22 protein-coding genes are annotated in these 21602 nt (G+C 68.9%); 14 read left to right on the forward strand and 8 right to left on the reverse strand.

Annotation, left to right across the window (positions count from 1 at the left end):
* Positions 1-122: 122 nt before the first annotated feature.
* A complete protein-coding gene (locus L3V18_RS14930) occupies positions 123-734 on the reverse strand; it encodes a class I SAM-dependent DNA methyltransferase (protein WP_237053574.1) in 612 nt (203 codons plus the stop codon).
* 44 nt (positions 735-778) lie between these two features.
* On the opposite strand from L3V18_RS14930, the gene L3V18_RS14935 reads away from it, so the two are divergent.
* A complete protein-coding gene (locus L3V18_RS14935) occupies positions 779-1201 on the forward strand; it encodes a CopD family protein (protein WP_237053711.1) in 423 nt (140 codons plus the stop codon).
* Positions 1202-1247: 46 nt separating this feature from the next.
* Here the strand turns inward: L3V18_RS14935 and L3V18_RS14940 are convergent, their stop codons facing one another.
* A complete protein-coding gene (locus L3V18_RS14940; RefSeq protein ID WP_237053573.1) occupies positions 1248-2144 on the reverse strand; it encodes a beta propeller repeat protein in 897 nt (298 codons plus the stop codon).
* 66 nt (positions 2145-2210) lie between these two features.
* Positions 2211-3914: an alkaline phosphatase gene (locus tag L3V18_RS14945; protein WP_237053572.1), complete on the reverse strand. Its 1704-nt coding sequence runs from the start codon at positions 3912-3914 to the stop codon at positions 2211-2213.
* Positions 3915-4118: 204 nt separating this feature from the next.
* On the opposite strand from L3V18_RS14945, the gene L3V18_RS14950 reads away from it, so the two are divergent.
* Positions 4119-4382 (forward strand): DksA/TraR family C4-type zinc finger protein, encoded by a 264-nt coding sequence (locus tag L3V18_RS14950; protein WP_237053571.1) that lies wholly within the window; start codon positions 4119-4121, stop codon positions 4380-4382.
* Positions 4383-4489: 107 nt separating this feature from the next.
* On the opposite strand, the gene L3V18_RS14955 is transcribed toward L3V18_RS14950, so the two are convergent.
* Both L3V18_RS14955 and bla read right to left on the reverse strand, forming a co-directional pair.
* Entirely contained in the window at positions 4490-4978 is a 489-nt protein-coding gene (locus L3V18_RS14955; RefSeq protein ID WP_237053570.1) for an NUDIX hydrolase, read from the reverse strand.
* The gene (bla, locus tag L3V18_RS14960) at positions 4978-5874 is read right to left on the reverse strand and encodes a subclass B3 metallo-beta-lactamase (RefSeq protein WP_237053568.1); all 897 of its coding nucleotides are present in this window, start codon (positions 5872-5874) and stop codon (positions 4978-4980) included. The genes L3V18_RS14955 and bla overlap by 1 nt, the downstream gene beginning before the upstream one ends.
* Before the next feature lie 163 nt (positions 5875-6037).
* On the opposite strand from bla, the gene L3V18_RS14965 reads away from it, so the two are divergent.
* Positions 6038-6643 carry an NADPH-dependent FMN reductase gene (locus L3V18_RS14965; RefSeq protein WP_237053565.1) on the forward strand — a complete coding sequence of 202 codons (606 nt, stop codon included), beginning with the start codon at positions 6038-6040 and terminating at the stop codon, positions 6641-6643.
* Complete coding sequence (locus L3V18_RS14970) at positions 6633-7136, forward strand: acyl-CoA thioesterase (RefSeq protein ID WP_237053564.1); 504 nt, start codon at positions 6633-6635, stop codon at positions 7134-7136. The genes L3V18_RS14965 and L3V18_RS14970 overlap by 11 nt, the downstream gene beginning before the upstream one ends.
* Positions 7137-7205: 69 nt before the next feature.
* Here L3V18_RS14970 and L3V18_RS14975 read toward each other — a convergent pair whose 3' ends face one another.
* Both L3V18_RS14975 and L3V18_RS14980 read right to left on the reverse strand, forming a co-directional pair.
* Entirely contained in the window at positions 7206-7919 is a 714-nt protein-coding gene (locus tag L3V18_RS14975; protein WP_237053562.1) for a C40 family peptidase, read from the reverse strand.
* A gap of 148 nt (positions 7920-8067) precedes the next feature.
* Complete coding sequence (locus L3V18_RS14980) at positions 8068-8574, reverse strand: C40 family peptidase (protein ID WP_425493462.1); 507 nt, start codon at positions 8572-8574, stop codon at positions 8068-8070.
* 205 nt (positions 8575-8779) lie between these two features.
* Here L3V18_RS14980 and L3V18_RS14985 point away from each other — a divergent pair, with 205 nt between their 5' ends.
* The 5 genes from L3V18_RS14985 (at position 8780) to hutG (ending at position 14402) form a co-directional block, all read left to right on the forward strand.
* Positions 8780-9271, forward strand: a complete 492-nt coding sequence (locus L3V18_RS14985; protein WP_237053561.1) for an FKBP-type peptidyl-prolyl cis-trans isomerase — start codon at positions 8780-8782, stop codon at positions 9269-9271.
* Positions 9272-9442: 171 nt separating this feature from the next.
* Positions 9443-10714 (forward strand): DUF418 domain-containing protein, encoded by a 1272-nt coding sequence (locus L3V18_RS14990; RefSeq protein ID WP_237053560.1) that lies wholly within the window; start codon positions 9443-9445, stop codon positions 10712-10714.
* 8 nt (positions 10715-10722) lie between these two features.
* Positions 10723-11982: an NAD(P)/FAD-dependent oxidoreductase gene (locus L3V18_RS14995; protein ID WP_237053556.1), complete on the forward strand. Its 1260-nt coding sequence runs from the start codon at positions 10723-10725 to the stop codon at positions 11980-11982.
* A gap of 35 nt (positions 11983-12017) precedes the next feature.
* Positions 12018-13451, forward strand: coding sequence for a glutathione-disulfide reductase (gene gorA / locus L3V18_RS15000; RefSeq protein WP_237053555.1), 1434 nt, complete (start codon positions 12018-12020; stop codon positions 13449-13451).
* A 156-nt stretch (positions 13452-13607) separates the two neighbouring features.
* Positions 13608-14402, forward strand: coding sequence for an N-formylglutamate deformylase (gene hutG / locus L3V18_RS15005; protein ID WP_237053554.1), 795 nt, complete (start codon positions 13608-13610; stop codon positions 14400-14402).
* A gap of 117 nt (positions 14403-14519) precedes the next feature.
* Here the strand turns inward: hutG and parE are convergent, their stop codons facing one another.
* Complete coding sequence (parE, locus tag L3V18_RS15010; protein ID WP_237053553.1) at positions 14520-16427, reverse strand: DNA topoisomerase IV subunit B; 1908 nt, start codon at positions 16425-16427, stop codon at positions 14520-14522.
* A 201-nt stretch (positions 16428-16628) separates the two neighbouring features.
* Between parE and L3V18_RS15015 the strand changes: the two genes are divergently transcribed.
* The 5 genes from L3V18_RS15015 to eno all read left to right on the forward strand — a co-directional run bounded on the left by L3V18_RS15015 (position 16629) and on the right by eno (position 21602).
* Positions 16629-17033, forward strand: coding sequence for a globin (locus L3V18_RS15015; RefSeq protein ID WP_237053552.1), 405 nt, complete (start codon positions 16629-16631; stop codon positions 17031-17033).
* 126 nt (positions 17034-17159) lie between these two features.
* Positions 17160-17414, forward strand: coding sequence for a hypothetical protein (locus L3V18_RS15020; protein ID WP_237053551.1), 255 nt, complete (start codon positions 17160-17162; stop codon positions 17412-17414).
* 156 nt (positions 17415-17570) lie between these two features.
* Positions 17571-19229 carry a CTP synthase gene (gene pyrG / locus L3V18_RS15025; protein WP_237053549.1) on the forward strand — a complete coding sequence of 553 codons (1659 nt, stop codon included), beginning with the start codon at positions 17571-17573 and terminating at the stop codon, positions 19227-19229.
* 118 nt (positions 19230-19347) lie between these two features.
* Positions 19348-20181 (forward strand): 3-deoxy-8-phosphooctulonate synthase, encoded by an 834-nt coding sequence (gene kdsA, locus L3V18_RS15030; protein WP_237053547.1) that lies wholly within the window; start codon positions 19348-19350, stop codon positions 20179-20181.
* 119 nt (positions 20182-20300) lie between these two features.
* Positions 20301-21602 carry a phosphopyruvate hydratase gene (eno, locus tag L3V18_RS15035; RefSeq protein WP_237053545.1) on the forward strand — a complete coding sequence of 434 codons (1302 nt, stop codon included), beginning with the start codon at positions 20301-20303 and terminating at the stop codon, positions 21600-21602.

Genomic DNA, 21602 nt, shown 5'->3' on the forward strand with positions numbered 1-21602 from the left:
AGTCTCCAGGCGGCGCAATGCGCGGACAGGGTGCCGTTGTTGCGATGCAGCATACCCGAACGGGATTCCGGAAGAGTTAACCCGGGTCTCCCGTGCGGGAAAATCCGCGTCCGGAAAGCAGCTCATTCCCGCGGATGCTCGAGCGCGGCCAGCCCGTCACGCAGGCCGGGCGACAGCCACAGATGCGAACCCAGGGGCACGAATCCCGCCGCGATGAAGCGTTCGCGATAGAACCTCGCCGGGCGCCGCCGGAAACCGTGGGTGTCGCCGTCGATGGGGTCCTCGCGGGCGAAGGTCTCCAGGAAGGCGACCCCGCCGCAGAGTTCGACCAGGCCGGGCAGGCCGCGGTCGAGTTCGCGCACGTTGAGGTAATGCATCACGTCGCTGCAGACCAGCAGGTCGACCGGTGCGCAGGGACGCAGCTGTCCGAAGTCGGCGAAGCGGGCGAGGTGCAGGTTGCGCCGGCGGCCATGCCGTGCGATCGCGTACTCGCTGCTGTCGAAGCCCAGATAGTCCACGTTCGGGCGCAGCTTCAGCAGCGGCGCGCGCCACGGGCCTTCGCCGCAGCCGACGTCGAGCACCGTGCGCAGCGGGCGTTCCAGATGGTATTCGGCGGTGGCCACGGCCATCGCCACCTTGCGGGCGAGGCGGGCACGGCCGCCGATCGCGGCGTCCTTCAGGGCCGGATCGCGATACCAGCGATCGAAGTAGCTGCGGTCGTATTGCTTGGACATGGGCTGGGATGACACTGCGTCGACTGGACGGCATCCTATTGCACATGGCCGCCTATCTCATCACCAAGACCGCCCACCTCGTGTTCGTGATCGCCTGGATGGCGTCGGTGTTCTACCTGCCGCGGATCCTGGTGAACATCGCCGAGGCCGGTGATTCGGCCGAGGTCCGGGCGCGGCTGGTGTTGATGGGGCGGCGCCTGTACCGCTTCGGCCACATGATGTTCGGCTTCGCGTTCGTGCTCGGGCTGGTGCTGTGGCTGCATTTCGGCATCGCCGGCGGCTGGCTGCACGCGAAGCTGGGGCTGGTCGTGCTGATCCTCGCGCATTTCGTGGTTGCCGGGCGCTGGCTGAAGGGCGTCGAAGCCGGTCGCACGCTGCCCTCGGGCCGCGCGCTGCGCTGGTTCAACGAGCTGCCGGTGCTGCTGCTGGCGGCCGTTGTCTGGCTGGTGCTGGCCAAGCCGTTCTGAGGACGGTCCGCTCCGGATGTAGCCGTCGCGGAGGAGGCCGCGATGGCTACACGATCCGCGACCAGCGTTCGCCGTCGAAGGCCATCAGGTCGAAGTCGCCGGCCGACCACATCTGGCCGTCGCAGACGCTGATGCGGCGGCAGCTCGCCGGCCGATCGTTGCCGAAATCGACCTCCACCAGGCCGTTTCCTTCGATGCGATACAGAGTGGACAGGGTCGCTGCGTAGAGCTGGCCCTGGAACCCCGCCAGGCTCCATATCGTGTCACGGGTGCATCCGTGCTCGATGGTCTCCCACACGCCGTTGCGTCGCTGCAGCAGCACGCCGCCATCGCCGGCGGCGTACGCATCGCCGGCATCCGTGCAGTGGATCGTCCGCAACGCGGCCGAAGTCGGTGACTCGCAGACCTGCCAGCCGCGGTCGTCGAAGTGCCAGATGCCGCCCCCGCGTCCGACCGCGTGCAGATCGGCATCCGAGCCGCCGTCGATGGCCAGCACGTCGAAGTCCGCCGGCAGGCCGTCGTCGATGCGCGTCCACTGGCGCGGCTGGTCCAGACGGTAGGCCATGCCGCGCAGACCGACCGCGAACGCGCGTCCGCCGATGCTGGCGACCGCGCGGATGCCGCCAGTCCGGGGGACGGGTGGGAGTGGGTTGCTGTTGTCGAAAAGGTCGCCGGAAACCGAACCGGAGGCGCTGATCGCCGAGTAGTAGCCGGCACCGGCGACCGAAACCAGGCCGGGCTCGGGATGGGACACCAAGGCGAGCGCAAACGCGTCGTAGTTCGCATCGCCGCGAATGAAGCGGCCCTGCTGGTACTTGAAAGTTATCGCATGCGGAACGCCGTCGGCCTCGCGGGCCGGATCGGCGGCGTAGATGTAGCCGGTCCCGGGTATGCGCACGATTGCATCGCGGATGACCAGGCCGTGCAGGGGGGTGTTCGTCATTGCGGTCCTTCCTTGGGTTGCGTGGAGCGGGCCGGTCGACGGCCCGCGTCTTGTGTTGGAGCCGGATCAGCGGAATGCGGCCGGGTCCGGCAGCTCGACCGGCACTCCGTCGGCGTCGCAACCGCCGCGCGCGCAGACCGTCTCGCGCAGGCGCGGCGTCGCCTGCAGCATGAAGTGGTAGATCGCGTTCTGTTCGACCGAGCCGCGCACCGCGTCGCTGCCGGGACCGCGCGCCCAGATGCCGACGTCGTCGCCGCCGTGCGATTCGTCCTTCGACGGCACCAGCGCCTCCTGCATGTAGTCCGGATCGAGGGTGTCGACGTGGGTCAGGTCGGGGCGGCCGCCCTTGGCGGGCTCGAAGCGGTCGGGCGAGTGCTGGAAGCGCTTCGGGCCTTCGCCCTGCAGCTCGCTGGCGCCGACGTAGCCGGGACCATTGGCATAGCTCAGCGTCGTGTATGGCAGGCCGGTGGCGTCGCGGGCGAGCCGGCCGCCTTCCAGTTCGCCTTCGCCGAGTGTGCCGGTCACCTTGCCGAGGATCGGGTTGCCGCGCGCCGGGTAGCCGACGAAGCTCATCGTGTGCGCGTGGTCGGCGGTGACCAGGATCAGCGTGTCGTCGGCCGAGGTCATCGCGGCGGCGGCCTGCACCGCCTCGCTCAACGCGATGGTGTCGGTCAGCGCGCGGTAGGCGTTGCCGTAGTGATGGGCGTGATCGATGCGGCCGGCCTCGACCAGCAGCACGTATCCGCCATCCGCGTTCCGCAGGCGCGTGATCGCGGCGCGGGTCATCTCGGCCAGGCTCGGCTCGCCAGCAGGATCGTTGCCGCGGTCGTGCTCGAACTGCATGTGGCCGGGCTGGAACAGGGCCAGCAGGGGGGTGTCGACGGGGGCATCGGCGAGCTGGGCGGCATTCCATACGTAGCGGCCCTGCGGGTGGCGCTGTTGCCAGTCGGCGACCAGGTCGCGGCCGTCGCGGCGCTTGCCGTGCTTGTCCGGATACTCGGGGTCGGCCTGGTCCTGGCGCATGAACATCGCCCGGCCGCCGCCCATCAGCACCTCGGGGCCGTCGCCGTACGGCGTTTCGACGATCTGCCGGGCGATGTCGACGCAACCGGCATCGATGGCGGCCTGCGGCATCGCCGCGTCGTGCTCCCAGTCGCGATCGGCCGAGTGGCTGAAGGTCGCGCCGGGCGTCGCATGGGTCAGCCGCGCGGTGGTTACCACGCCGGTCGCCATGCCGCTGGTCTCGGCCAGCTGCCACAGGCTCAGCAGCGGGGTGCGCAGCGCGCCGGCGCAGTCGCCGCGCTGCGGCATCTGGCCGATGTTGAGTACGCCGGCACGGGTCTTCACCCCGGTCGCCATCGCGGTCATCGTTCCGGCCGAGTCCGGGGTCTGGGCGTTGGTGTTGTAGGTCTTGCTCAGCGCGGTGGCCGGGAAACGCTCCCAGCCGAGCCGGTTCTCCTCGCCCGGACCACCATTGCGCTGACCGTCGAGGATGCGCGCGGCGGCGACCGTCGGCAGGCTCATGCCGTCGCCGACGAACAGGATCACGTTGCGCGCGTTGCCGGCCATCGCGCCACGCGCGGCCGCCTGCGCAGCACCGTCGCGGTACCACCATCGTGGCGATTCGCCGTCCGGGTGCGCGATTGCCGGTACGTCCACCTCGAATCGCGTCGCCCCGGCGTCCTGCCCGCTGGCCGGCGGCACGCTCGCGCATGCGCTGCACAGCAGGGTGAGGGTGAGGGCGGCGATCGCGGTGCGGCTCGGGTTCATCGGCTTACGGACTGGACTGACAGGGCTGCCGATTATGCCCATCTCGATGTTTCAGCGTCCGCCGCGCGGCAGCGGGGAGCGACGGTACCGGCGGATCCGGACCGCGGAAATCGCGACGCCGGCCCCGCAGCGGCCGGAGACCGGTTGATCCAGGGCTTCGCTGGCCCTATATCGGCCAGATAGCGAGCGCAATCCGAGGACGACATGGCCGGCGGCTGGACCAGCGACACATCGGTGCAGGAGCAGATCGACGCGACCGTCGAGGATGCGATCAGGCGTGCGCGCAGCCGCCTGGCCAGCGGGCCCGGACTGCCCCATTGCGAGGAGTGCGACGCCCCGATCCCGGAGGCACGGCGCCGTGCGGTGCCGGGGGTCCGCCTGTGCATCGCCTGCCAGGACGCCGAGGACCGCTCCCGGCAGGCGGTCGGCTTCAACCGCCGTGGCAGCAAGGACAGCCAGCTCAGATAGGCCGAGCCCGTTGCGGGAGTGGCTGTAGGGGTGGCACAAGCCGCGAGTGGGCCTTCTCTTGAAAACCTGTCGTGGCTTGCGCCCACTCCCACGACCGCGACCGCGACTCAGATCCGCGAATAGCGCCACGACTGCATGCGGCCGTCGCGATACGGCATCACCCCGTGGAACGGGCGATCGTCGGCGTCGAACACCATCGGCAGGAAGTGGCGGTCGCCCTCCCACATCGGCAGTTCGTGCAGGCGGTCGAGCGCGACCCATTCCAGCGTGCCTTCCGGATTGTGCTCGAACGGAGTGCCGGTGAATGCGGTGATCCGGAACACGAAACCCAGCCAGTCCTCGCCATGCTTGCCGAACCCGGGCCAGCTGATCGTGCCGCGCAACTGCATCGCCGTGCAGTCGATGCCGGCCTCCTCGTGGATCTCGCGACGCATGCCGGCCACTACGTCCTCGTGCGGCTCAAGTTTCCCGCCCAGGCCGTTGTACTTGCCCAACTGGTGATCTTCCGGGCGCGCGTTGCGATGGACCATCAGCACCTCGCGGCCGTTCGCGGACAGCACGTAGCCGAGGGTCGCGACGATCGGCGTGTACGGCATCAAGGCCCTCCCGCGTCGCGCTGCTTTGCGATCGCCTGGTCGAGCGCGCGTTCGGCGGCATCCGCGTAGCCGGCGCAGCTCATCGGTTCCGGCAGGCGGTTGCCGGCGTCCTGCGGGGTCCAGCCGCTGCCGCCCGGGTGCGGCGTGATCAGCAGGTCGCAGGGCAGGTCGCGCATCACCGCGTAACCGCGACGGTAATCGTCGACGATGCGCGGGTAGCGCGGGTTGTCCAGCAGTTCGTAGCCGGGCGCGCTGACGCTGTCGGCATAGGCGATGCGCAGTGGCTGGCCATCGCGTTGGTCGGTCCAGGTCCAGCTCATCGACCCCGGTGTGTGCGCGGGGGTGAAATGCACGGTGAAGCGCACGCCGCCAAGCTCGACCGCCTCGCCGTCCATCACGATGCGGCCGGTCTGCGCAGGCGGATACAGCAGGTCGTCGCCGAAATGGATGTCGTCGCTGCCGCCGCGCGCGAGCAGGACCGCGGATTCGGCGTTGCTGACCAGGATCGCGCCGGTCGCGCGCTGCACCGCGGCCAGCGGCCCGGCGTGGTCGGCATGGGCGTGGCTGTGGAGGATGTACTTCAGGTCCGACGGCGCGACGCCGACCTTCGTCATGTTCGCCAGCAGCATGTCGGCCGCCTGCGGCATCCCGCCGTCGATCAGCACCGCGCCGGCGCCGGTCTTCACCAGCAGCGCGCTGAGTCCGGCGGTGCCGATGTACCAGGTGTTGTCGGCGATCCGGAACGGCTCGATCGGCTGGCGCCAGCTCTCGTGAACGGTGTAGGCCTCCAGCTGCGGCAGCGGCGCAGGCCCGGATGCCGAAGTGTCGACGGGAGCGAGGCAGGAGAGGGCGAGCGTGGCGGCCAGAGCCGGCAGGCGTCCATGACGAAGGAGCATCGATCGTGTCCGGTGGGCGGGCGCAACAGTGTCGGCGATCGCGGGCGTTGCCACCAGTGCGGAACGCGTGCGTCTCGCGGTCTCGATCGGGGGCGCCGCGTCGCGACACTCGCGTTGCGCGTTGCAAGCTGTGCATACTCGTCGCAGGTCCCTCAAGGAATCCATGACGATGGCCGTCGATCCGCCCCGCCTGCTCGCGTTCGCAGGCAGTCTGCGTCGCGAATCCTTCAATCGTCGCCTGGTGCCGGTGCTCGTCGAGGGCGCGCGCGATGCGGGCGCCGAGGTCAGCCTGATCGATCTGCGCGACTACCCGCTGCCGGTCTACGACGGCGACATCGAGGCTGACGGCATGCCGGACGAGGTGTTCCGGCTGCAGGACCTGATGGCCGAACACGACGGCCTGCTGATCAGCACGCCCGAATACAACGGTTCGATGCCGGCTCTGGTCAAGAACACGCTGGACTGGATCTCGCGTCCGACCGCTGCCGGGCCGTCGGGCACGACGCTGTTCCGCGGCAAGGCCGCCGGCATCGTGTCGGCCTCGCCCGGCCCCTTGGGCGGACTGCGTTCGCTGCTGGTGCTGCGCGATGCGCTGGCCAAGCTGGGGCTGGTGGTCGTGCCGCAGCAGGTCGCGGTCGGTCTTGCCGCCGAACGCCTGCCGGAAACCGGCGTGCTTGTCGACGAGCGCATGCGCGAAGGCGTGCACGGGGTCGGTGCGTCGGTCGCCGATCTGGCCTTCCGCTTGAAAGGAGCACGCGATGAGCGGTGAGCAGCGCGAACTGACCCTGCGCTTCCTGGCCGAGCCGACCGATGTCAATTACGGCGGCAAGGTCCACGGAGGCGTGGTGATGAAGTGGATCGACCAGGCCGGCTACGCCGCGGCGGTCGGCTGGAGCGGCCGCTACAGCGTCACGGTGGCGGTTGGCGGCATCCGGTTCGTGTCGCCGATCCGGACCAGCGATCTGGTCACGGTGCGGACCAAGCTGGTGCATACCGGTACCACCAGCATGCACTTCGCGGTCGACGTGATGGCGCGGGACCCCGGGGTGAACGCGGCCGAGGCAGGGCGCGCGAGGCTGTGCACGCATTGCGTGATCGTGTTCGTCGCCCTCGACGGCGTCGAGGGCCAGCCCACGCCGGTCCCGCCGTGGGTCCCGGTCAGCGACGACGACAGGCGGCTGGCCGAGTACGCGCTGAAGGTGATGGAGCTGAGCAAGGGCATCGAACAGACCGTCGAGCGCTACCGCGGCGCGGCACGGTAGGCTGAACGGCCGCCGCAAACGAAAGGCCGCCCGGAGGCGGCCTTTTCGATCGGGACCGGTCGCTGCGGTTCAGATGCCTTCGACGCGACGGGCCTGCATGAACTTGTGGCTCCAGTAGCCGCTGTCCAGCCGTGAGACGCTGACCGTCTTGCCGCGGCTGGGGGCGTGCACGAAGCGGCCCTCGCCGAGATAGATGCCGACGTGGTCGACACGGCCGCGGCGGCCGAAGAACACCAGATCGCCCGCGGTCATCTCTTCGCGGTCCTCGACGACCTGGCCATTGCGGGCCATGTCGCGCGAGACGCGGGGCAGTTCGATGCCCAGCGCGTTGCGGAACACGTAGCCAACCAGGCCGCTGCAGTCGAAGCCGTTGTCGGGGCTGGTGCCGCCCCAGCGATAGGGCGTGCCGAGCAGGGCCAGCGCTTTTTGCAGCACGGTACGGATGCGGCCGTCCTTGTCCTCGACCGGCTGCGCGTTCACGGCATCGGTGCGGGTCGGCGCTGCGGCCGCGAGCAGGCGGTTGATGTCGGTGGCCAGCAGCAGCGTGCGGTCCGACATGCCCATCGTCTCGGGCAGGACCGGCCGGGTGACCGCGGACGGCAGATCGGCGGAGTCGGCGGCCAGCGAAGGGGCCGGCAGCTGCTGCGCGAGCGCGGGCAGCGAAGCCGCGGCCAGCAGGGCACTCAGGAGAAGGCGGGACAGGAGCCGCGTGCGGCGGTAGTGGGTCAGACCGGGACAGTCGGTGTCGGTGTCGGGGTCGGGTCCGGAAACGTCGGGCTTCACGCGGCGATCACTGAATTGAATCGGAGCGATATTGCCCGCGAATCGGGACGTGGAAGTTCATATTTTGTTAAAAATTAGTTAAATTTTGTGACGCATCCCGCATTTTCGCTCGTTGTGGTTGTGACCGGGCCCATCTGCCGCGCCGCGGTCACTTCAGCAGTACGCGCCGGGCGCCGGTGTAGTGGTCGCGCCAGTAAGGCCCATCGAGATGGTCCAGCCGCACCGTGCCACCGGTGCTCGGCGCATGCACGAAGCGTCCTTCGCCGACGTAGATGCCGACGTGCGTGACCTTGCCGCGGCTGCCGAAGAACACCAGGTCGGCAGCGGCCAGCCGCGACGGAGCGATCTTCGGGCCTTGGTAAGCGGCCAACTGCCCCGAGGTGCGCGGCAGGCGCAGGTCGAGCATGTCGCGATAGACATAGTTGACCAGCCCGCTGCAGTCGAAGCCGCCCTCCGGCGTGTTGCCGCCGTAGCGATAGGGCGTGCCCACGAGGCTGATCGCGCGCATCAGCACCGCGTTGGCCGCGGCCGGGTCGTCGGGCGCCACCACCGCCCAGTCGCGGCCGTCCGGCCGCGGCGCACCGCGAACGCGATCGCCGCCGCCACCGCAGCCGGCGACCGTGGCCGCAAGCAATACGCCGAGCAGGAGGGTCATGTGCCGCGTCTCTGGCGCGGACGCGGGCTTGCCGGGATAATGCGCGGTCCTGTCCATGGGCCGTAGCTTGTCCGTTGGACGCGATGGCGACAAGTTCCGCCGTCGAACCGCCCATTTCCGGCCGGGCATCGCCAAGTGGCCCCGGCCGGCTCCGTCCTCCATCCTGCCGCCCGTGTCGCGGCACAGCAGCCGAGTCGCCAAGTCCATGAAGATCGAGAAAGATCGCGTCGTCCGTTTTCATTACACAGTTTCCGAAAGCCCCGTGTCCGAGGGCCAGGAGCCGCTGGAAAGCTCCGAGGGACGCGATCCGCTGGCGATCCTGATCGGCCACAACAACATCATCCCGGGCCTGGAACAGGCGATGGACGGACGCGAGGCCGGCGAGAAGTTCGAGGTCGACGTGAAGGCGGCCGATGCGTACGGCGAGATCAAGGAAGGCCTGACCCAGCGGGTGCCGAAGAAGTACTTCAAGGGCCAGAAGATCGCCCCGGGCATGCAGGCGGTCCTGCAGACCAACTTCGGCCCGCGCGCTGTGACCATTTCCAAGATCGGCATGAGCGTGGTCGATGTCGACCTCAACCACCCGATGGCGGGCAAGGACCTGCATTTCGCGATCGATATCGTCGAGGTCCGCGAGGCCAGCGCCGAGGAGATCGAGCACGGTCACGTGCACGGCGACGGCGGCGTGGAGCACTGAGCCGCATCGCGAAGGTTCCGGACGTTCGCCGGACATCGTCGCCGGCGCGATCGCCAGCTACCGACGGCCCGCCTTGCGCGGGCCGTTCGCGTTTCCGGCACGACCGGTATCGCCGCCATGGCGCCGCGGCGTCTACACTCGCCGGCTCCGGGGCGAGACAGAGCAGGACAGATGGGCGCAGGCCCTAGGACACGGCAGGACTGGGTGCCGTTGGCGGGACGGGAGCGGATCGCGGCGCTGGACGTGCTGCGGGGGCTGGCCTTGCTCGGCATCGCCCTGATGAACGTGGAATGGTTCAGCGCACCGCTGGTCGCGCGCGTGGACGGCATCGATCCCGCCGCCAGCGGCCTCGACCTGTGGCTGGACGCGGCGAGCTACGTCCTGGTCAGCGGCAAGTTCTGGGTGCTGTTCGCGCTGCTGTTCGGAATGGGCTTCGCGGTGATGCAGGCGCGTGCGCAGGAGGCCGGCCGCGCGTTCGCGCCGTTCTATCTGCGGCGCACGTTCGCCCTGCTGGCGATCGGCGTGGTTCACGCCTGCCTGATCTGGTCCGGCGATATCCTGGTCGCCTATGCGCTGGCGGCATTGTTGATGCTGGCCTGCTTCAGCCGTGCGCCGGTGCGCGGCCTCTGGGCCTGGGGGGGCGCGCTGTATTACGCGATCGCAGGCGTGGTGGCGCTGTTCGCGCTGTTGCTGGCGCTGTTCGGCGGTACGGTCGACGGGGCCGGCGATCAGGCCGAAGTCGCCCGCCAGCTGGCGCTGCAGCGCGACGAGGTCGTGGCCTACACCGGTGACAGCTACCTGGCGGCGACCGCATTCCGGATCCGCTTCCTGCTCGTCAGTCTCGGCGACACGCTGTTCTTCCTGCCGATGGCGCTGGGTGTGTTCGTGTTCGGCGCCTGGCTGGTGCGCAGTGGTGCGGTGGCCGACGCCGATGGTCATCGCCGCCTGTTCCGGAGCTTCTCATGGGGCGCCGCGCCGCTCGGCCTGGCGCTGACGCTGGTGGGCGTGGCGATCGATCCGGCACCGGATCTCGTCAGCGGGGCCGGTGCGCGGCCGATGGCCGCCGCGGCGTTCCAGCTGGCCGGAGCGCCGCTGCTGAGCCTGGGCTACCTGGGCTGGGTCGTGCTCGCGCTGCAGCGCGGCGGGCGCTGGCTGCGTCTGCTCGCCCCGGCCGGGCGGATGGCGCTGACCCTGTACCTGATGCAGTCGGCGGTCGGCACGCTGGTGTTCTACGGCTACGGTTTCGGGCTGTGGGGGCAGGTCGGCCGCAGCGCCCAGGTCGCCGGCGTGCTGGTGGTGTTCGTCCTGCAACTGGTCATCGCCCATGCATGGATGGCACGCTTCCGCTTCGGACCCGTCGAATGGCTGTGGCGGGGCCTGACCTATCGGGCGCTGCCGCCGCTGCGGCGGTCGTCCGGCTCCTCCCCTGAAGCAGCTTCCTGAATCTGTCGATGACACAACACGAAGACGTCGTGATCGTGGGCGCGGGCGTGATCGGCCTGGCGACCGCACTGGCATTGCTCGAGTCCGGACGCGAGGTGAAGGTGGTCGATGCCGGCCGCATCGGCGGCGGCACCTCGCACGGCAACTGCGGCACGATCACCCCCAGCCATGCGCCGCCGCTGGCCGCACCGGGAATGGTCGCGACCGCGTTGAAGTGGATGTTCACCCCGGATGCGCCGCTGTACATCAAGCCCGGTTTCGACCCGGCGCTGTGGCGCTGGTTGCTGCATTTCGCCGCACGTTGCAACGAGCGCGACTGGCGCGCGAGCGCGGTGGCGAAAGGGGCGTTGCTGAACGACTCGCGCGAGCGCCTGGAGCAATGGGTGTCGCGCTTCGGGCTGCAGTGCGAGTTCAGGGCCTCGGGCGAGGATTACGTGTTCCGCGATCCGCGCGAACTCGAGCACGGCCTGAAGGAAGTCGCGCTGCTGCGCGAGCTGGGCGTGCCGGTCGAGGTGGTCGACGGCGCCGCCTACGAGGCGATGGAGCCGGCACTCAAGCCCGGGATTGCCGGTGCGATCCGCTTCGACGGCGACGCATCGCTGCGGCCGGACCGCTACGTGGCCGAGCTGGCAAGGGCGGTGCGCGAGCGTGGCGGCACGATCCTCGAGCATTGCCAAGTGAAGGCGGTCGGGACCGCGTCGGGACCTCCGCACGTGGATACAGCCCAGGGCCGGCTGCAGGCCCGCGACGTGGTGCTGGCGACCGGCGCCTGGTCGCCGCGGCTCGCCGATGCGTTCGGCGTGCCGGTGCTCAAGCGCGTGCTGCAGCCGGGCAAGGGTTACTCGATCACCTACAGTCGCCCGGACCTGGTGCCACGCCGCCCGCTGGTGCTGCACGAGCGCTCGGTCTGCGTGACGGTCTGGAGCGGCGGCTTCCGCCTCGGCAGCACGATGGAGTTCTCCGGCTATGACACCGCGCTCAACCCGCGCCGCCTGGCCGCGCTGGAGCGAGGCGCGGCGGAGTACCTGCACGAGCCGGTCGGCCCCGAGGTGATCGAGCGCTGGTACGGATGGCGTCCGATGAGCCGCGACGACGTGCCGGTGATCGGGGCGGTGCCCGGGCGGGACGGACTCTGGCTGGCCACCGGTCACGGCATGATGGGCGTGAGCATGAGCGCCGGCACCGGTCAGCTGCTCGCCGACCTGATGATGCAGCGGACACCGGCGGTCGATCCGGCACCGTTCCGGATGGAACGCTTCGTCCGCTGAGCAGGGGTGCACGCGGCTGCACGCGGCTGGTAGAAATGTCGTCCCTTCCGCGCAACCGCGAGGTCCTCGTGTCCGAGTCCGATGCAAACGGAGCCCGCGCCGCCGGCGAGTTCGACCTGATCGTGATCGGTGGCGGATCCGGCGGTCTGGCCGGCGCGTTCCGTGCCGCCGAACACGGGGCCCGGGTCGCCCTGATGGAGCCCTCGGCGCTGGGTGGCACCTGCGTCAACGTCGGCTGCGTGCCGAAGAAGGCGATGTGGCTGGCGGCCGAGGTCGGCCGCCGGCTGGCGATGGCCGGGCCGCTCGGCTTCCCGGTGCAGGCCCGGGCACTGGACTGGCCGACCTTCATCGCCCATCGCGAGCGCTACATCCACAACATCCACCAGAGCTATCGGCGACGCATCGACGCCGCCGGCATCGTGCATCTGCCGCGACACGGACGACTGGTCGAACGGATGCGGTCCGGTGGCGGCGTGGTCGAATGCGACGACGGCCTGCGCCTGCAGGCGCAGCGGATCCTGATCGCCACCGGCGGGCACGCGCTGCGGCCCGACATTCCCGGTGCCGGGCTCGGCGCGGTTTCGGACGATTTCTTCCGGTGGACCGCCGCCCCGGAGCGGATCGCGGTCGTCGGTGGCGGCTACATCGCGGTCGAACTGGCCGGCGTGCTGCAGCAGCTCGGCAGCCGCGTCGAGATGCTGGTGCGCGGCGAACGCCTGCTGCATGGTTTCGATGCCGCAATCGCAGAGCAACTGGCGGACGACTACTGCCAGGCCGGCATCCGCCTGAGCCTGGGGTGCCCGGTTGCGGAGCTCCAGCGCGACGACGACGGCCAGCTGCGGGTACGCGACGGCGCCGGCACCTGGCATGGCCCCTACGACCAGGTGCTGTTCGCGACCGGGCGCGGCCCCAATACCCATGGCCTCGGGCTGCCGGAGGTCGGCGTCGAAACCGATGCGGACGGCCATGTCCGGGTCGACGCCGGCCACGCGACCTCGGCGCCGGGCATCCATGCAGTCGGCGACGTGACCGCGGACATGGCATTGACTCCGGTCGCGATCGCCGCCGCGCGCAGGTTGATGAGCCACGTGTTCGGCGGCGCCGCGGACCCGGCGCTGGACCAGACCAACGTGCCGACGGTGGTGTTCTCCCACCCGCCCGTTGGCGCCGTCGGGCTGACCGAGGCGCAGGCCCGCGAACGGCATGGCGATGCCGCGGTACGGGTCTACACGACCGGGTTCCGGCCGATGCTGGAAGCATTGACAGACACCCCGCAGCGAAGCCTGTTCAAGCTGGTCTGCATCGGAGAGGAGCGCCGCGTGGTCGGGCTGCACCTGCTCGGCGAGGCAGCCGACGAGATCCTGCAGGGTTTCGCGGTCGCGCTGAAGAAGGGCATTACCCTGCAGGACCTGCACGACACGATCGCGATCCATCCGACCAGTGCCGAGGAGATCGTGCTGCTGAGATGACGTCCCGCCGCGCTCCCCGTTCGCTCGGCGAGGGCGTGCAGGGGCCCGTCCTCCGGAGCAGGCGTGTCCGCACCATGAGCGCACCGCAACCGGGGGAGCGGCGCGGGCGCCATCTGCAATGCGTCCCGTTCCGGAGGGCCCGGCTAGAATGCTTCCATGCATTCCGACAGCGTCTTCACCCTTCACCGCGGCCACGCTCCGCTGCTGGTCAGCCTGCCGCACGACGGCAGCCTGATTCCCGACGACATCGCCGCTCGCATGGTGCCGCAGGCGCGACGCGCGCCCGACACCGACTGGCACGTCGCGCGGCTGTATGCGTTCGCGCGCGAACTGGGCGCGTCGATCATCGTGCCGGTCTATTCGCGCTACGTAGTCGACCTCAATCGGCCTCCGGACGACGTGTCGCTGTATCCGGGCCAGAACACCACCGGGTTGTGCCCGGCCGTGCGGTTCAGTGGCGAGCCCGTCTATCTCGACGGCGAGGCCCCGGACGAGGCCGAGATCGGCGCACGCGTCGAAACCTTCTGGCGCCCCTACCACGACGCCCTGCTCGGCGAGCTCGACCGTCTGCGTGCCGAACACGGCCGCGCGGTGCTGTGGGAAGGGCATTCGATCCGCAGCGTGGTACCGTTCCTGTTCGACGGCCGGTTGCCCGACCTCAACCTCGGCACCGCCGGCGGCGCGAGCTGCCGGCCTTCACTGATCGCGATGCTGGAGGCGGTGCTGGCATCGCAGACCGGCTACAGCCACGTGGTCAACGGCCGCTTCAAGGGCGGCTACATCACCCGCCACTACGGCCGCCCCGACGACGGCATCGACGCCGTGCAGCTTGAACTCGCCCAGCTCAACTACATGGACGAGGACAGCTTCGAATACCTTCCCGACCGTGCCGCGCGCCTGCAGCCACTGTTGCGCACGCTGCTGGAGACCTGCCTGCGCCCCGGGACCTGACCGGCTGCGCACGCAAGCGGCACGTAGAAGCGTCGTAGGCTGCGATCGGGTTTTCACGGGAAAGCTTCATCGCGGCTCATGCCGCTGCGACCGTAGCTTGCACGGGGAGGCGGATGTTCAGACCTCCAGGGTCGCCAGGTCGCCCTTGGTCTCCAGCCACGCCTTCCGGTCCGAAGCGCGTTTCTTGCCCAGCAGCATGTCCATCAGCGAGCGGGTGCCCTCGGCGTCCTCCACGGTCAGCTGGACCAGCCGGCGGGTGTCGGGATGGATGGTCGACTCGCGAAGCTGCGAGGGGTTCATCTCGCCCAGGCCCTTGAAGCGGGTCACGCTGACCGCACCCGCGGAGCCCTTCTTCTTCTCGGCCTTCTCGCGCTCGATCTTCTCCAGCAGGATCCGCTTCTCCTCCTCGTCGAGGGCGTAGAACACCTGCTTGCCCAGATCGACGCGGAACAGCGGCGGCATCGCCACGAACACGTGGCCGGTCGCGACCAGCGCGGGGAAGTGCTTCAGGAACAGCGCCGACAGCAGGGTCGCGATGTGCAGGCCGTCGGAGTCGGCGTCGGCGAGGATGATCACCTTGCCGTAGCGCAGGCCGCTGATGTCATCCTTGCCCGGGTCGCAGCCGATCGCCACGGCGAGATCGTGCACTTCCTGCGAGGCCAGCACGCTGCCGGAAGCGACCTCCCAGGTGTTCAGGATCTTGCCGCGCAGCGGCATGATCGCCTGGAACTCCTTGTCGCGCGCCTGCTTGGCGCTGCCGCCGGCGGAGTCACCCTCGACCAGGAACAGCTCGGTGCGCGACAGGTCCTGGCTGGTGCAGTCGGCCAGCTTGCCGGGCAGGGCGGGGCCCTGGGTGACTTTCTTGCGGGTCACCTGCTTTTCGGTCTTCAGGCGCGCCGATGCGCGCTCGATCGCCAGTTGGGCGATCTTCTCGCCGAGTTCGACATGCTGGTTCAACCAGAGGCTGAAGGCGTCGTGCGCGGCGCCCTCGACGAACCCGGCAGCCTGGCGGGACGACAGGCGTTCCTTGGTCTGGCCGCTGAACTGCGGGTCGGTCATCTTCACCGACAGCACGAACGAAACCCTGTCCCAGACGTCTTCCGGCGCCAGCTTGACCCCGCGCGGCAACAGGTTGCGGAAGTCGCAGAACTCCCTCAGTGCATCGGTGAAGCCTGTGCGCAGGCCATTGACGTGGGTGCCGTGCTGGGCGGTCGGGATCAGGTTGACGTAGCTCTCCTGCACGAGTTCGCCTTCGATCACCCAGGCGACCGCCCAGTCGACGGTCTCCGTGTCCTTGCTGAGATTGCCGACGAACAGCTCCGGCGGCAGCAGCTCGCGTTCGACCAGTTCGCCGCGGAGATAGTCGCGCAGGCCGTCCTCGTAATGCCATTCCAGCTTCTCGCCGCTGGCGACGTCGTGCAGTTTCACCGTCAGGCCCGGACACAGCACGGCCTTGGCGCGCAGCAGGTGCTTCAGCGAGCGCAGATTGAACTTCGCGGTATCGAAGTACTTCGGGTCGGGCCAGAACTGCACGCGGGTGCCGGTGTTCTTCCTGCCGACGCTGCCGACCACTTCCAGCGGGCTGTGGCGGTCGCCGTCCTTGAACGACATCCGGTACTCGTTGCCGTCGCGCTTGATGAACACGTCGACGTGCTTCGACAGCGCGTTGACCACGCTGACGCCGACGCCGTGCAGGCCGCCGGAGAAGGTGTAGTTCTTGTTGCTGAACTTGCCGCCCGCGTGCAGGCGGGTGAGGATCAGCTCGACGCCGGGAATGCCTTCCTCGGGGTGGATGTCGACCGGCATGCCGCGGCCATCGTCGGCGACCTCGCAGCTGCCGTCGGCATGCAGGGTGACCTCGATCGATCTGGCATGTCCGGCCAGGGCCTCGTCGACCGCGTTGTCGATCACCTCCTGGGCCAGATGGTTCGGCCGCGTTGTGTCGGTGTACATGCCCGGACGGCGCTTGACGGGGTCCAGGCCGGACAGGACTTCGATATCGGCGGCGTTGTAGCGGGAACTCATCGGGGCGAACTCATCGGGGAAGGCGTCGGACTGCGGTGATGCGTGCAGCGATGGTCGGGGGGCTCGGCAGGAAATTCAACCGCGCCAAACCGTTCCGGCTGTGCTAGGGCGCCGGCGCGGGGCGCGGGCGGACTTGACCGGGGTCAAACGCGGTGCCGGCCGTCGCGGGCACCCTGTGCGGCGACCGACACGGAGCCTGTCATGACCGATACCTTCAACGACCTCCAGCAGAGCTATGGCCGCTGTCTCGCCCGGCGCGGGTTCATCGAGCGCTTCTACCAGATATTCATGGCCAGCCATCCGGACATCGAGCCGATGTTCGCCCGCACCGACTTCCAGAAGCAGCGGCTGGCGCTGCGACGCGGGATCAGCGTCGCGATCCTGCATGCTGGCGGCAGCGCGATCGTCACCCGGACCTGCGCGCAGATGGCCGAGGTCCATGGCCGGCAGGGCCGGGCGCCGGTGCCGCCGGCGCTGTACCCGTACTGGATCGACAGCCTGCTCGTGGCGGTGGCGGAATTCGACGAGGACGCCGACGAGACGCTGCTGGCGCGGTGGCGGGCGGCGATGCAACGCGTATGCGAGTTCTTCACGCACCACTATTGAGTGCCCATCGCCGGCGTTCACGCAGGGGCAGGGCGCCGGGGACTAGCGTGATGGGGCCGGCCTTGGGGAAGACGGCCGGTGGCGCCGGCCACCGAGAAGCATTTCCACCCGACAGGAGAGCCCACGATGAAGATCCGGATCCTCACCATTCCCCTGGTGACCTTCGCGTTGGCGGCCGCGTCTCCGGCGTTCGCGCAGAAGGCCCAGACCGATCGCTCGGAGGACGCCCGCCAGAAGGCCGCCGAACAGGCCCGGGCCGGGAAGGAGGACGACGAGCGGGACGAGGCCGGTGCCGACCGGGCCGAATCCGCGGCCGACAGCGCCTCGGACGAGGAGGAACAGCCGGTCGAGCCCGAGGAAGAGGACGACTATCGCGCCTGATCGCCCTCGGCTCGGCCCGCGCGGCGCCCCGGTGGTCCGGGGCGTCGGTCCCGTCGTGCTCCGGCCGGGGGCGGCACGCCCGGGGCGCGGCCGTCAAGCGGTCGCGGTCGTCACGCCCACCCTGTAGACTATGGCTTTCCGGCGACAGCAAAACGCATGACTCCCCTGATCTTCGTCACCGGCGGCGTGGTGTCCTCCCTCGGCAAGGGCATCGCGGCGGCCTCGCTGGCGGCCATCCTCGAAGCGCGCGGCCTGCGCGTGACGATGATGAAGCTCGACCCCTACATCAACGTCGACCCGGGCACGATGAGCCCGTTCCAGCACGGCGAGGTCTACGTCACCGACGACGGCGCCGAGACCGACCTGGACCTGGGCCACTACGAGCGCTACGTCCGTACCCGTCTGAGCCGGAAGAACTCGGTCACCACCGGCCGCATCTACGAGAACGTGATCCGCAAGGAGCGCCGTGGCGACTACCTCGGCGGCACCGTGCAGGTGATCCCGCACATCACCGACGAGATCAAGCGCTGCATAGGCGAGGCGACCGAGGGCTACGACGTCGGCCTGGTCGAGATCGGCGGCACCGTGGGCGACATCGAATCGCTGCCCTTCCTTGAGGCGATCCGCCAGATCCGCACCGAGCGCGGCCCGGACAAGGCCTTGTTCATGCACCTGACCCTGGTGCCTTGGATCGCCGCCGCCGGCGAACTCAAGACCAAGCCGACCCAGCACTCGGTCAAGGAACTGCGCTCGATCGGCATCCAGCCCGACATCCTGCTGTGCCGCTCCGAGCAGCCGCTGCCGGACAGCGAGCGCCGCAAGATCGCGCTGTTCACCAACGTCTCCGAGCGCGCCGTGATCTCCGCGGTCGACCTCGACAACATCTACCGGATGCCGTCGCGCTTCCACGAGCAGGGCCTGGACGGGCTGATCGTCGAACGCCTGCGCCTGAACTGCGGCGAGCCCGATCTGTCCGAGTGGGAGGCGGTGCTCGACGCCAGCGAACACCCGGTCGACGAGGTCACCATCGGCGTGGTCGGCAAGTATGTCGACCACCAGGACGCCTACAAATCGGTCGGCGAGGCGCTCAAGCACGGCGGCCTGCGCCAGCGCACCCGGGTCAACCTCAAGTGGATCGAGTCCACCGACGTCGAGCGCGAAGGCGCCAGGGCGCTGGAAGGCGTGCACGGCATCCTGGTGCCCGGCGGGTTCGGTGACCGCGGCTTCGAGGGCAAGGTGATGACCGCCCGCCATGCGCGCGAGCACGGGATCCCGTATTTCGGCATCTGCTACGGCATGCAGGCGGCGGTGGTCGACTACGCCCGCCACGTGGTCGGGCTGGAGGGCGCCAACAGCACCGAGAACGACAAGACCTGTCCGCATCCGGTGATCGGCCTGATCACCGAATGGCGTACCGCCAGCGGCGAGGTCGAGAAGCGCAGCGAGGACAGCGACCTCGGCGGCACCATGCGCCTGGGCCTGCAGGAGCAGCGGATCAAGCCCGGTACGCTGGCGCACAGGATGTACGGCAAGGACGTCGTCGGCGAGCGCCATCGCCACCGCTACGAGTTCAACAACCGCTATCTCAACCAGCTGGAGAACGCCGGCCTGGTGTTCAGCGCCAAGTCGCTGGACGAGACCCTGGTCGAAATGGTCGAGCTGCCGCAGGACCGCCACCCCTGGTTCCTGGCCTGCCAGGCGCATCCGGAATTCCTGTCGACGCCGCGCGACGGTCATCCGCTGTTCGTCGGCTTCATCCGCGCCGCGCGCGAGAACAAGGCGGGCGGCCAGTTGCTGAAGGAAGCGCGGGCTTGAAAGCCGGGATAGGCCACGGATTGGCGCGGATGCACGCGGATAAGGCAGGAATAAAGCGCTTTATCCGTGTCTATCCGTGTAAATCCGCGGCAAAAACGAATGTCTCGAGGAGTGCCAAGTGAAACTCTGCGGTTTTGAGATCGGCCTGGACCGACCCTTCTTCCTGATCGCCGGTCCGTGCGTGATCGAGTCGATGCAACTGCAGCTCGACACCGCCGGCACGCTGAAGGAGATCACCGCCGAACTCGGCATCCCCTTCATCTTCAAGTCCAGCTTCGACAAGGCCAACCGCACCTCGGTTTCGGGCTTCCGCGGTCCTGGCATGGAAGAGGGCCTGAAAGTGCTGGCCGAGGTGAAGAAGCAGCTCGGCGTGCCGGTACTGACCGACGTCCACGAGTACACTCCGCTCGACGAGGTCGCCTCGGTCGTCGACGTGCTGCAGACCCCCGCGTTCCTGTGCCGGCAGACCGACTTCATCCAGAACGTCGCCCGCGCCGGCAAGCCGGTGAACATCAAGAAAGGCCAGTTCCTGTCGCCGTGGGAGATGAAGCATGTCGCCGAGAAGGCGCTGGCCACCGGCAACACCGACATCATGGTCTGCGAGCGTGGCGCCAGCTTCGGCTACAACAACCTGGTCAGCGACATGCGCTCGCTGAGCGTGATGCGCGACACCGGCTGCCCGGTCGTGTTCGACGCCACCCATTCGGTGCAGCTGCCCGGCGGCGCCGGCGGCAAGAGCGGCGGCCAGCGCGAGTTCGTGCCGGTGCTGTCGCGTGCGGCGATGGCGGTGGGCATCAGCGGCATCTTCATGGAAACCCACCCGGATCCGGACAAGGCCCTGTCCGACGGCCCGAACGCCTGGCCGCTGCCGAAGATGCGTGCGCTGCTGGAGACGCTGCTTGAGATCGACCGCGTCACCAAGAAGAACGGCTTTCTCGAAGCCGGGCTGTGATTTTCCGCCACGGGTTCGCGCGGATCGACACGGATGAAGCATCAGGGAAGTAGGTTCTATCCGCGTTCATCCGCGTAACTCCGTGGCCAACAACCTCTCCTTCCTGACTCGACTCGACCATGACCCAGATCGCCAAAGTCCACGCCCGCGAAATCCTCGACAGCCGGGGCAACCCGACCCTTGAAGCCGAAGTGACCCTCGCCGACGGCAGCTTCGGCCGCGCGATGGTCCCGTCCGGCGCCTCGACCGGCACCAAGGAGGCGGTCGAGCTGCGCGATGGCGACAAGACCCGCTACCTCGGCAAAGGCGTCCGCCAGGCGGTGGAGAACGTCAACGGCGCTATCGCCAAGGCACTGGAGGGCTTCGCCGCCGCCGACCAGGCCGGGCTCGACCGCCGCCTGATCGATCTCGATGGCACCGAGAACAAGGGGCGCCTCGGCGCCAACGCCCTGCTCGGCGTCTCGCTGGCCAACGCGCACGCGGTCGCCGCGTCGAAGAAGCTGCCGCTGTGGCAGTACCTGGCCGGCATCTCGTCGAATGCGGGCCGTGCACCGGTGTTGCCGGTGCCGATGATGAACATCATCAACGGCGGTGCGCACGCCGACAACAACGTCGACCTCCAGGAGTTCATGATCCTGCCGGTCGGAGCGGACAGCTTCTCCGAGGCGCTGCGCGCCGGCACCGAGGTGTTCCACGCGCTGAAGTCGGTGCTCAAGGGCCATGGCCTGAGCACCGCGGTCGGCGACGAGGGCGGCTTCGCTCCCGACCTGCGCAGCAACGAGGAAGCGCTGGAGACCATCCTCGAGGCGATCGGCAAGGCCGGCTACAGGGCGGGTGAGGACATCCTGCTCGGCCTGGACGTCGCTTCCAGCGAGTTCTTCGACAACGGCAAGTACAACCTCACCGGCGAGGGCAAGCGCCTGACCCCGGACCAGTTCGTCGACTTCCTCGGCAACTGGTGCGCGCAGTACCCGATCGTCACCATCGAGGACGGCATGGCCGAGGACGACTGGGACGGCTGGAAGCAGCTGACCGCCGCGCTCGGCAACAAGGTCCAGCTGGTCGGCGACGACCTGTTCGTGACCAATCCGAAGATCTTCAGGGAAGGCATCGAGCAGGGCGTCGGCAACGCGATCCTGATCAAGGTCAACCAGATCGGCACCCTGACCGAGACGCTGGAGGCGATTGCGATGGCCGACGCCAACCGCTACGCCGCGATCGTCTCGCACCGCTCCGGTGAGACCGAGGACACGACGATCGCCGACATCGCGGTGGCGACCACCGCGACCCAGATCAAGACCGGTTCGCTGTGCCGCAGCGACCGCGTCGCCAAGTACAACCAGCTGCTGCGGATCGAGGAGCAGCTGGGCGCATCGGCGAAGTACGCCGGCCGCGACGCGTTCGTGTCGCTGAACCGGTAA

It is taken from the genome of Marilutibacter chinensis (assembly GCF_021725675.1).
Classification (GTDB): Bacteria; Pseudomonadota; Gammaproteobacteria; order Xanthomonadales; family Xanthomonadaceae; genus Marilutibacter; species Marilutibacter chinensis.

Excerpts from the sequence above, each read along its gene's own strand:
- L3V18_RS14955 (WP_237053570.1), bottom strand. The coding sequence starts at position 4,978 with ATGCCGTACACGCCGATCGTCGCGACCCTCGGCTACGTGCTGTCCGCG.
- L3V18_RS14985 (WP_237053561.1), top strand. The coding sequence starts at position 8,780 with ATGAAGATCGAGAAAGATCGCGTCGTCCGTTTTCATTACACAGTTTCC.
- gorA (WP_237053555.1), top strand. The coding sequence starts at position 12,018 with ATGTCGTCCCTTCCGCGCAACCGCGAGGTCCTCGTGTCCGAGTCCGAT.
- hutG (WP_237053554.1), top strand. The coding sequence starts at position 13,608 with ATGCATTCCGACAGCGTCTTCACCCTTCACCGCGGCCACGCTCCGCTG.
- L3V18_RS14995 (WP_237053556.1), top strand. The coding sequence starts at position 10,723 with ATGACACAACACGAAGACGTCGTGATCGTGGGCGCGGGCGTGATCGGC.
- pyrG (WP_237053549.1), top strand. The coding sequence starts at position 17,571 with ATGACTCCCCTGATCTTCGTCACCGGCGGCGTGGTGTCCTCCCTCGGC.
- L3V18_RS15015 (WP_237053552.1), top strand. The coding sequence starts at position 16,629 with ATGACCGATACCTTCAACGACCTCCAGCAGAGCTATGGCCGCTGTCTC.
- L3V18_RS14930 (WP_237053574.1), bottom strand. The coding sequence starts at position 734 with ATGTCCAAGCAATACGACCGCAGCTACTTCGATCGCTGGTATCGCGAT.
- bla (WP_237053568.1), bottom strand. The coding sequence starts at position 5,874 with ATGCTCCTTCGTCATGGACGCCTGCCGGCTCTGGCCGCCACGCTCGCC.
- L3V18_RS14945 (WP_237053572.1), bottom strand. The coding sequence starts at position 3,914 with ATGAACCCGAGCCGCACCGCGATCGCCGCCCTCACCCTCACCCTGCTG.
- eno (WP_237053545.1), top strand. The coding sequence starts at position 20,301 with ATGACCCAGATCGCCAAAGTCCACGCCCGCGAAATCCTCGACAGCCGG.
- L3V18_RS14935 (WP_237053711.1), top strand. The coding sequence starts at position 779 with ATGGCCGCCTATCTCATCACCAAGACCGCCCACCTCGTGTTCGTGATC.
- L3V18_RS14965 (WP_237053565.1), top strand. The coding sequence starts at position 6,038 with ATGACGATGGCCGTCGATCCGCCCCGCCTGCTCGCGTTCGCAGGCAGT.
- L3V18_RS15020 (WP_237053551.1), top strand. The coding sequence starts at position 17,160 with ATGAAGATCCGGATCCTCACCATTCCCCTGGTGACCTTCGCGTTGGCG.
- L3V18_RS14980 (WP_425493462.1), bottom strand. The coding sequence starts at position 8,574 with ATGACCCTCCTGCTCGGCGTATTGCTTGCGGCCACGGTCGCCGGCTGC.
- L3V18_RS14970 (WP_237053564.1), top strand. The coding sequence starts at position 6,633 with ATGAGCGGTGAGCAGCGCGAACTGACCCTGCGCTTCCTGGCCGAGCCG.
- parE (WP_237053553.1), bottom strand. The coding sequence starts at position 16,427 with ATGAGTTCCCGCTACAACGCCGCCGATATCGAAGTCCTGTCCGGCCTG.
- L3V18_RS14990 (WP_237053560.1), top strand. The coding sequence starts at position 9,443 with ATGGGCGCAGGCCCTAGGACACGGCAGGACTGGGTGCCGTTGGCGGGA.
- L3V18_RS14950 (WP_237053571.1), top strand. The coding sequence starts at position 4,119 with ATGGCCGGCGGCTGGACCAGCGACACATCGGTGCAGGAGCAGATCGAC.
- L3V18_RS14940 (WP_237053573.1), bottom strand. The coding sequence starts at position 2,144 with ATGACGAACACCCCCCTGCACGGCCTGGTCATCCGCGATGCAATCGTG.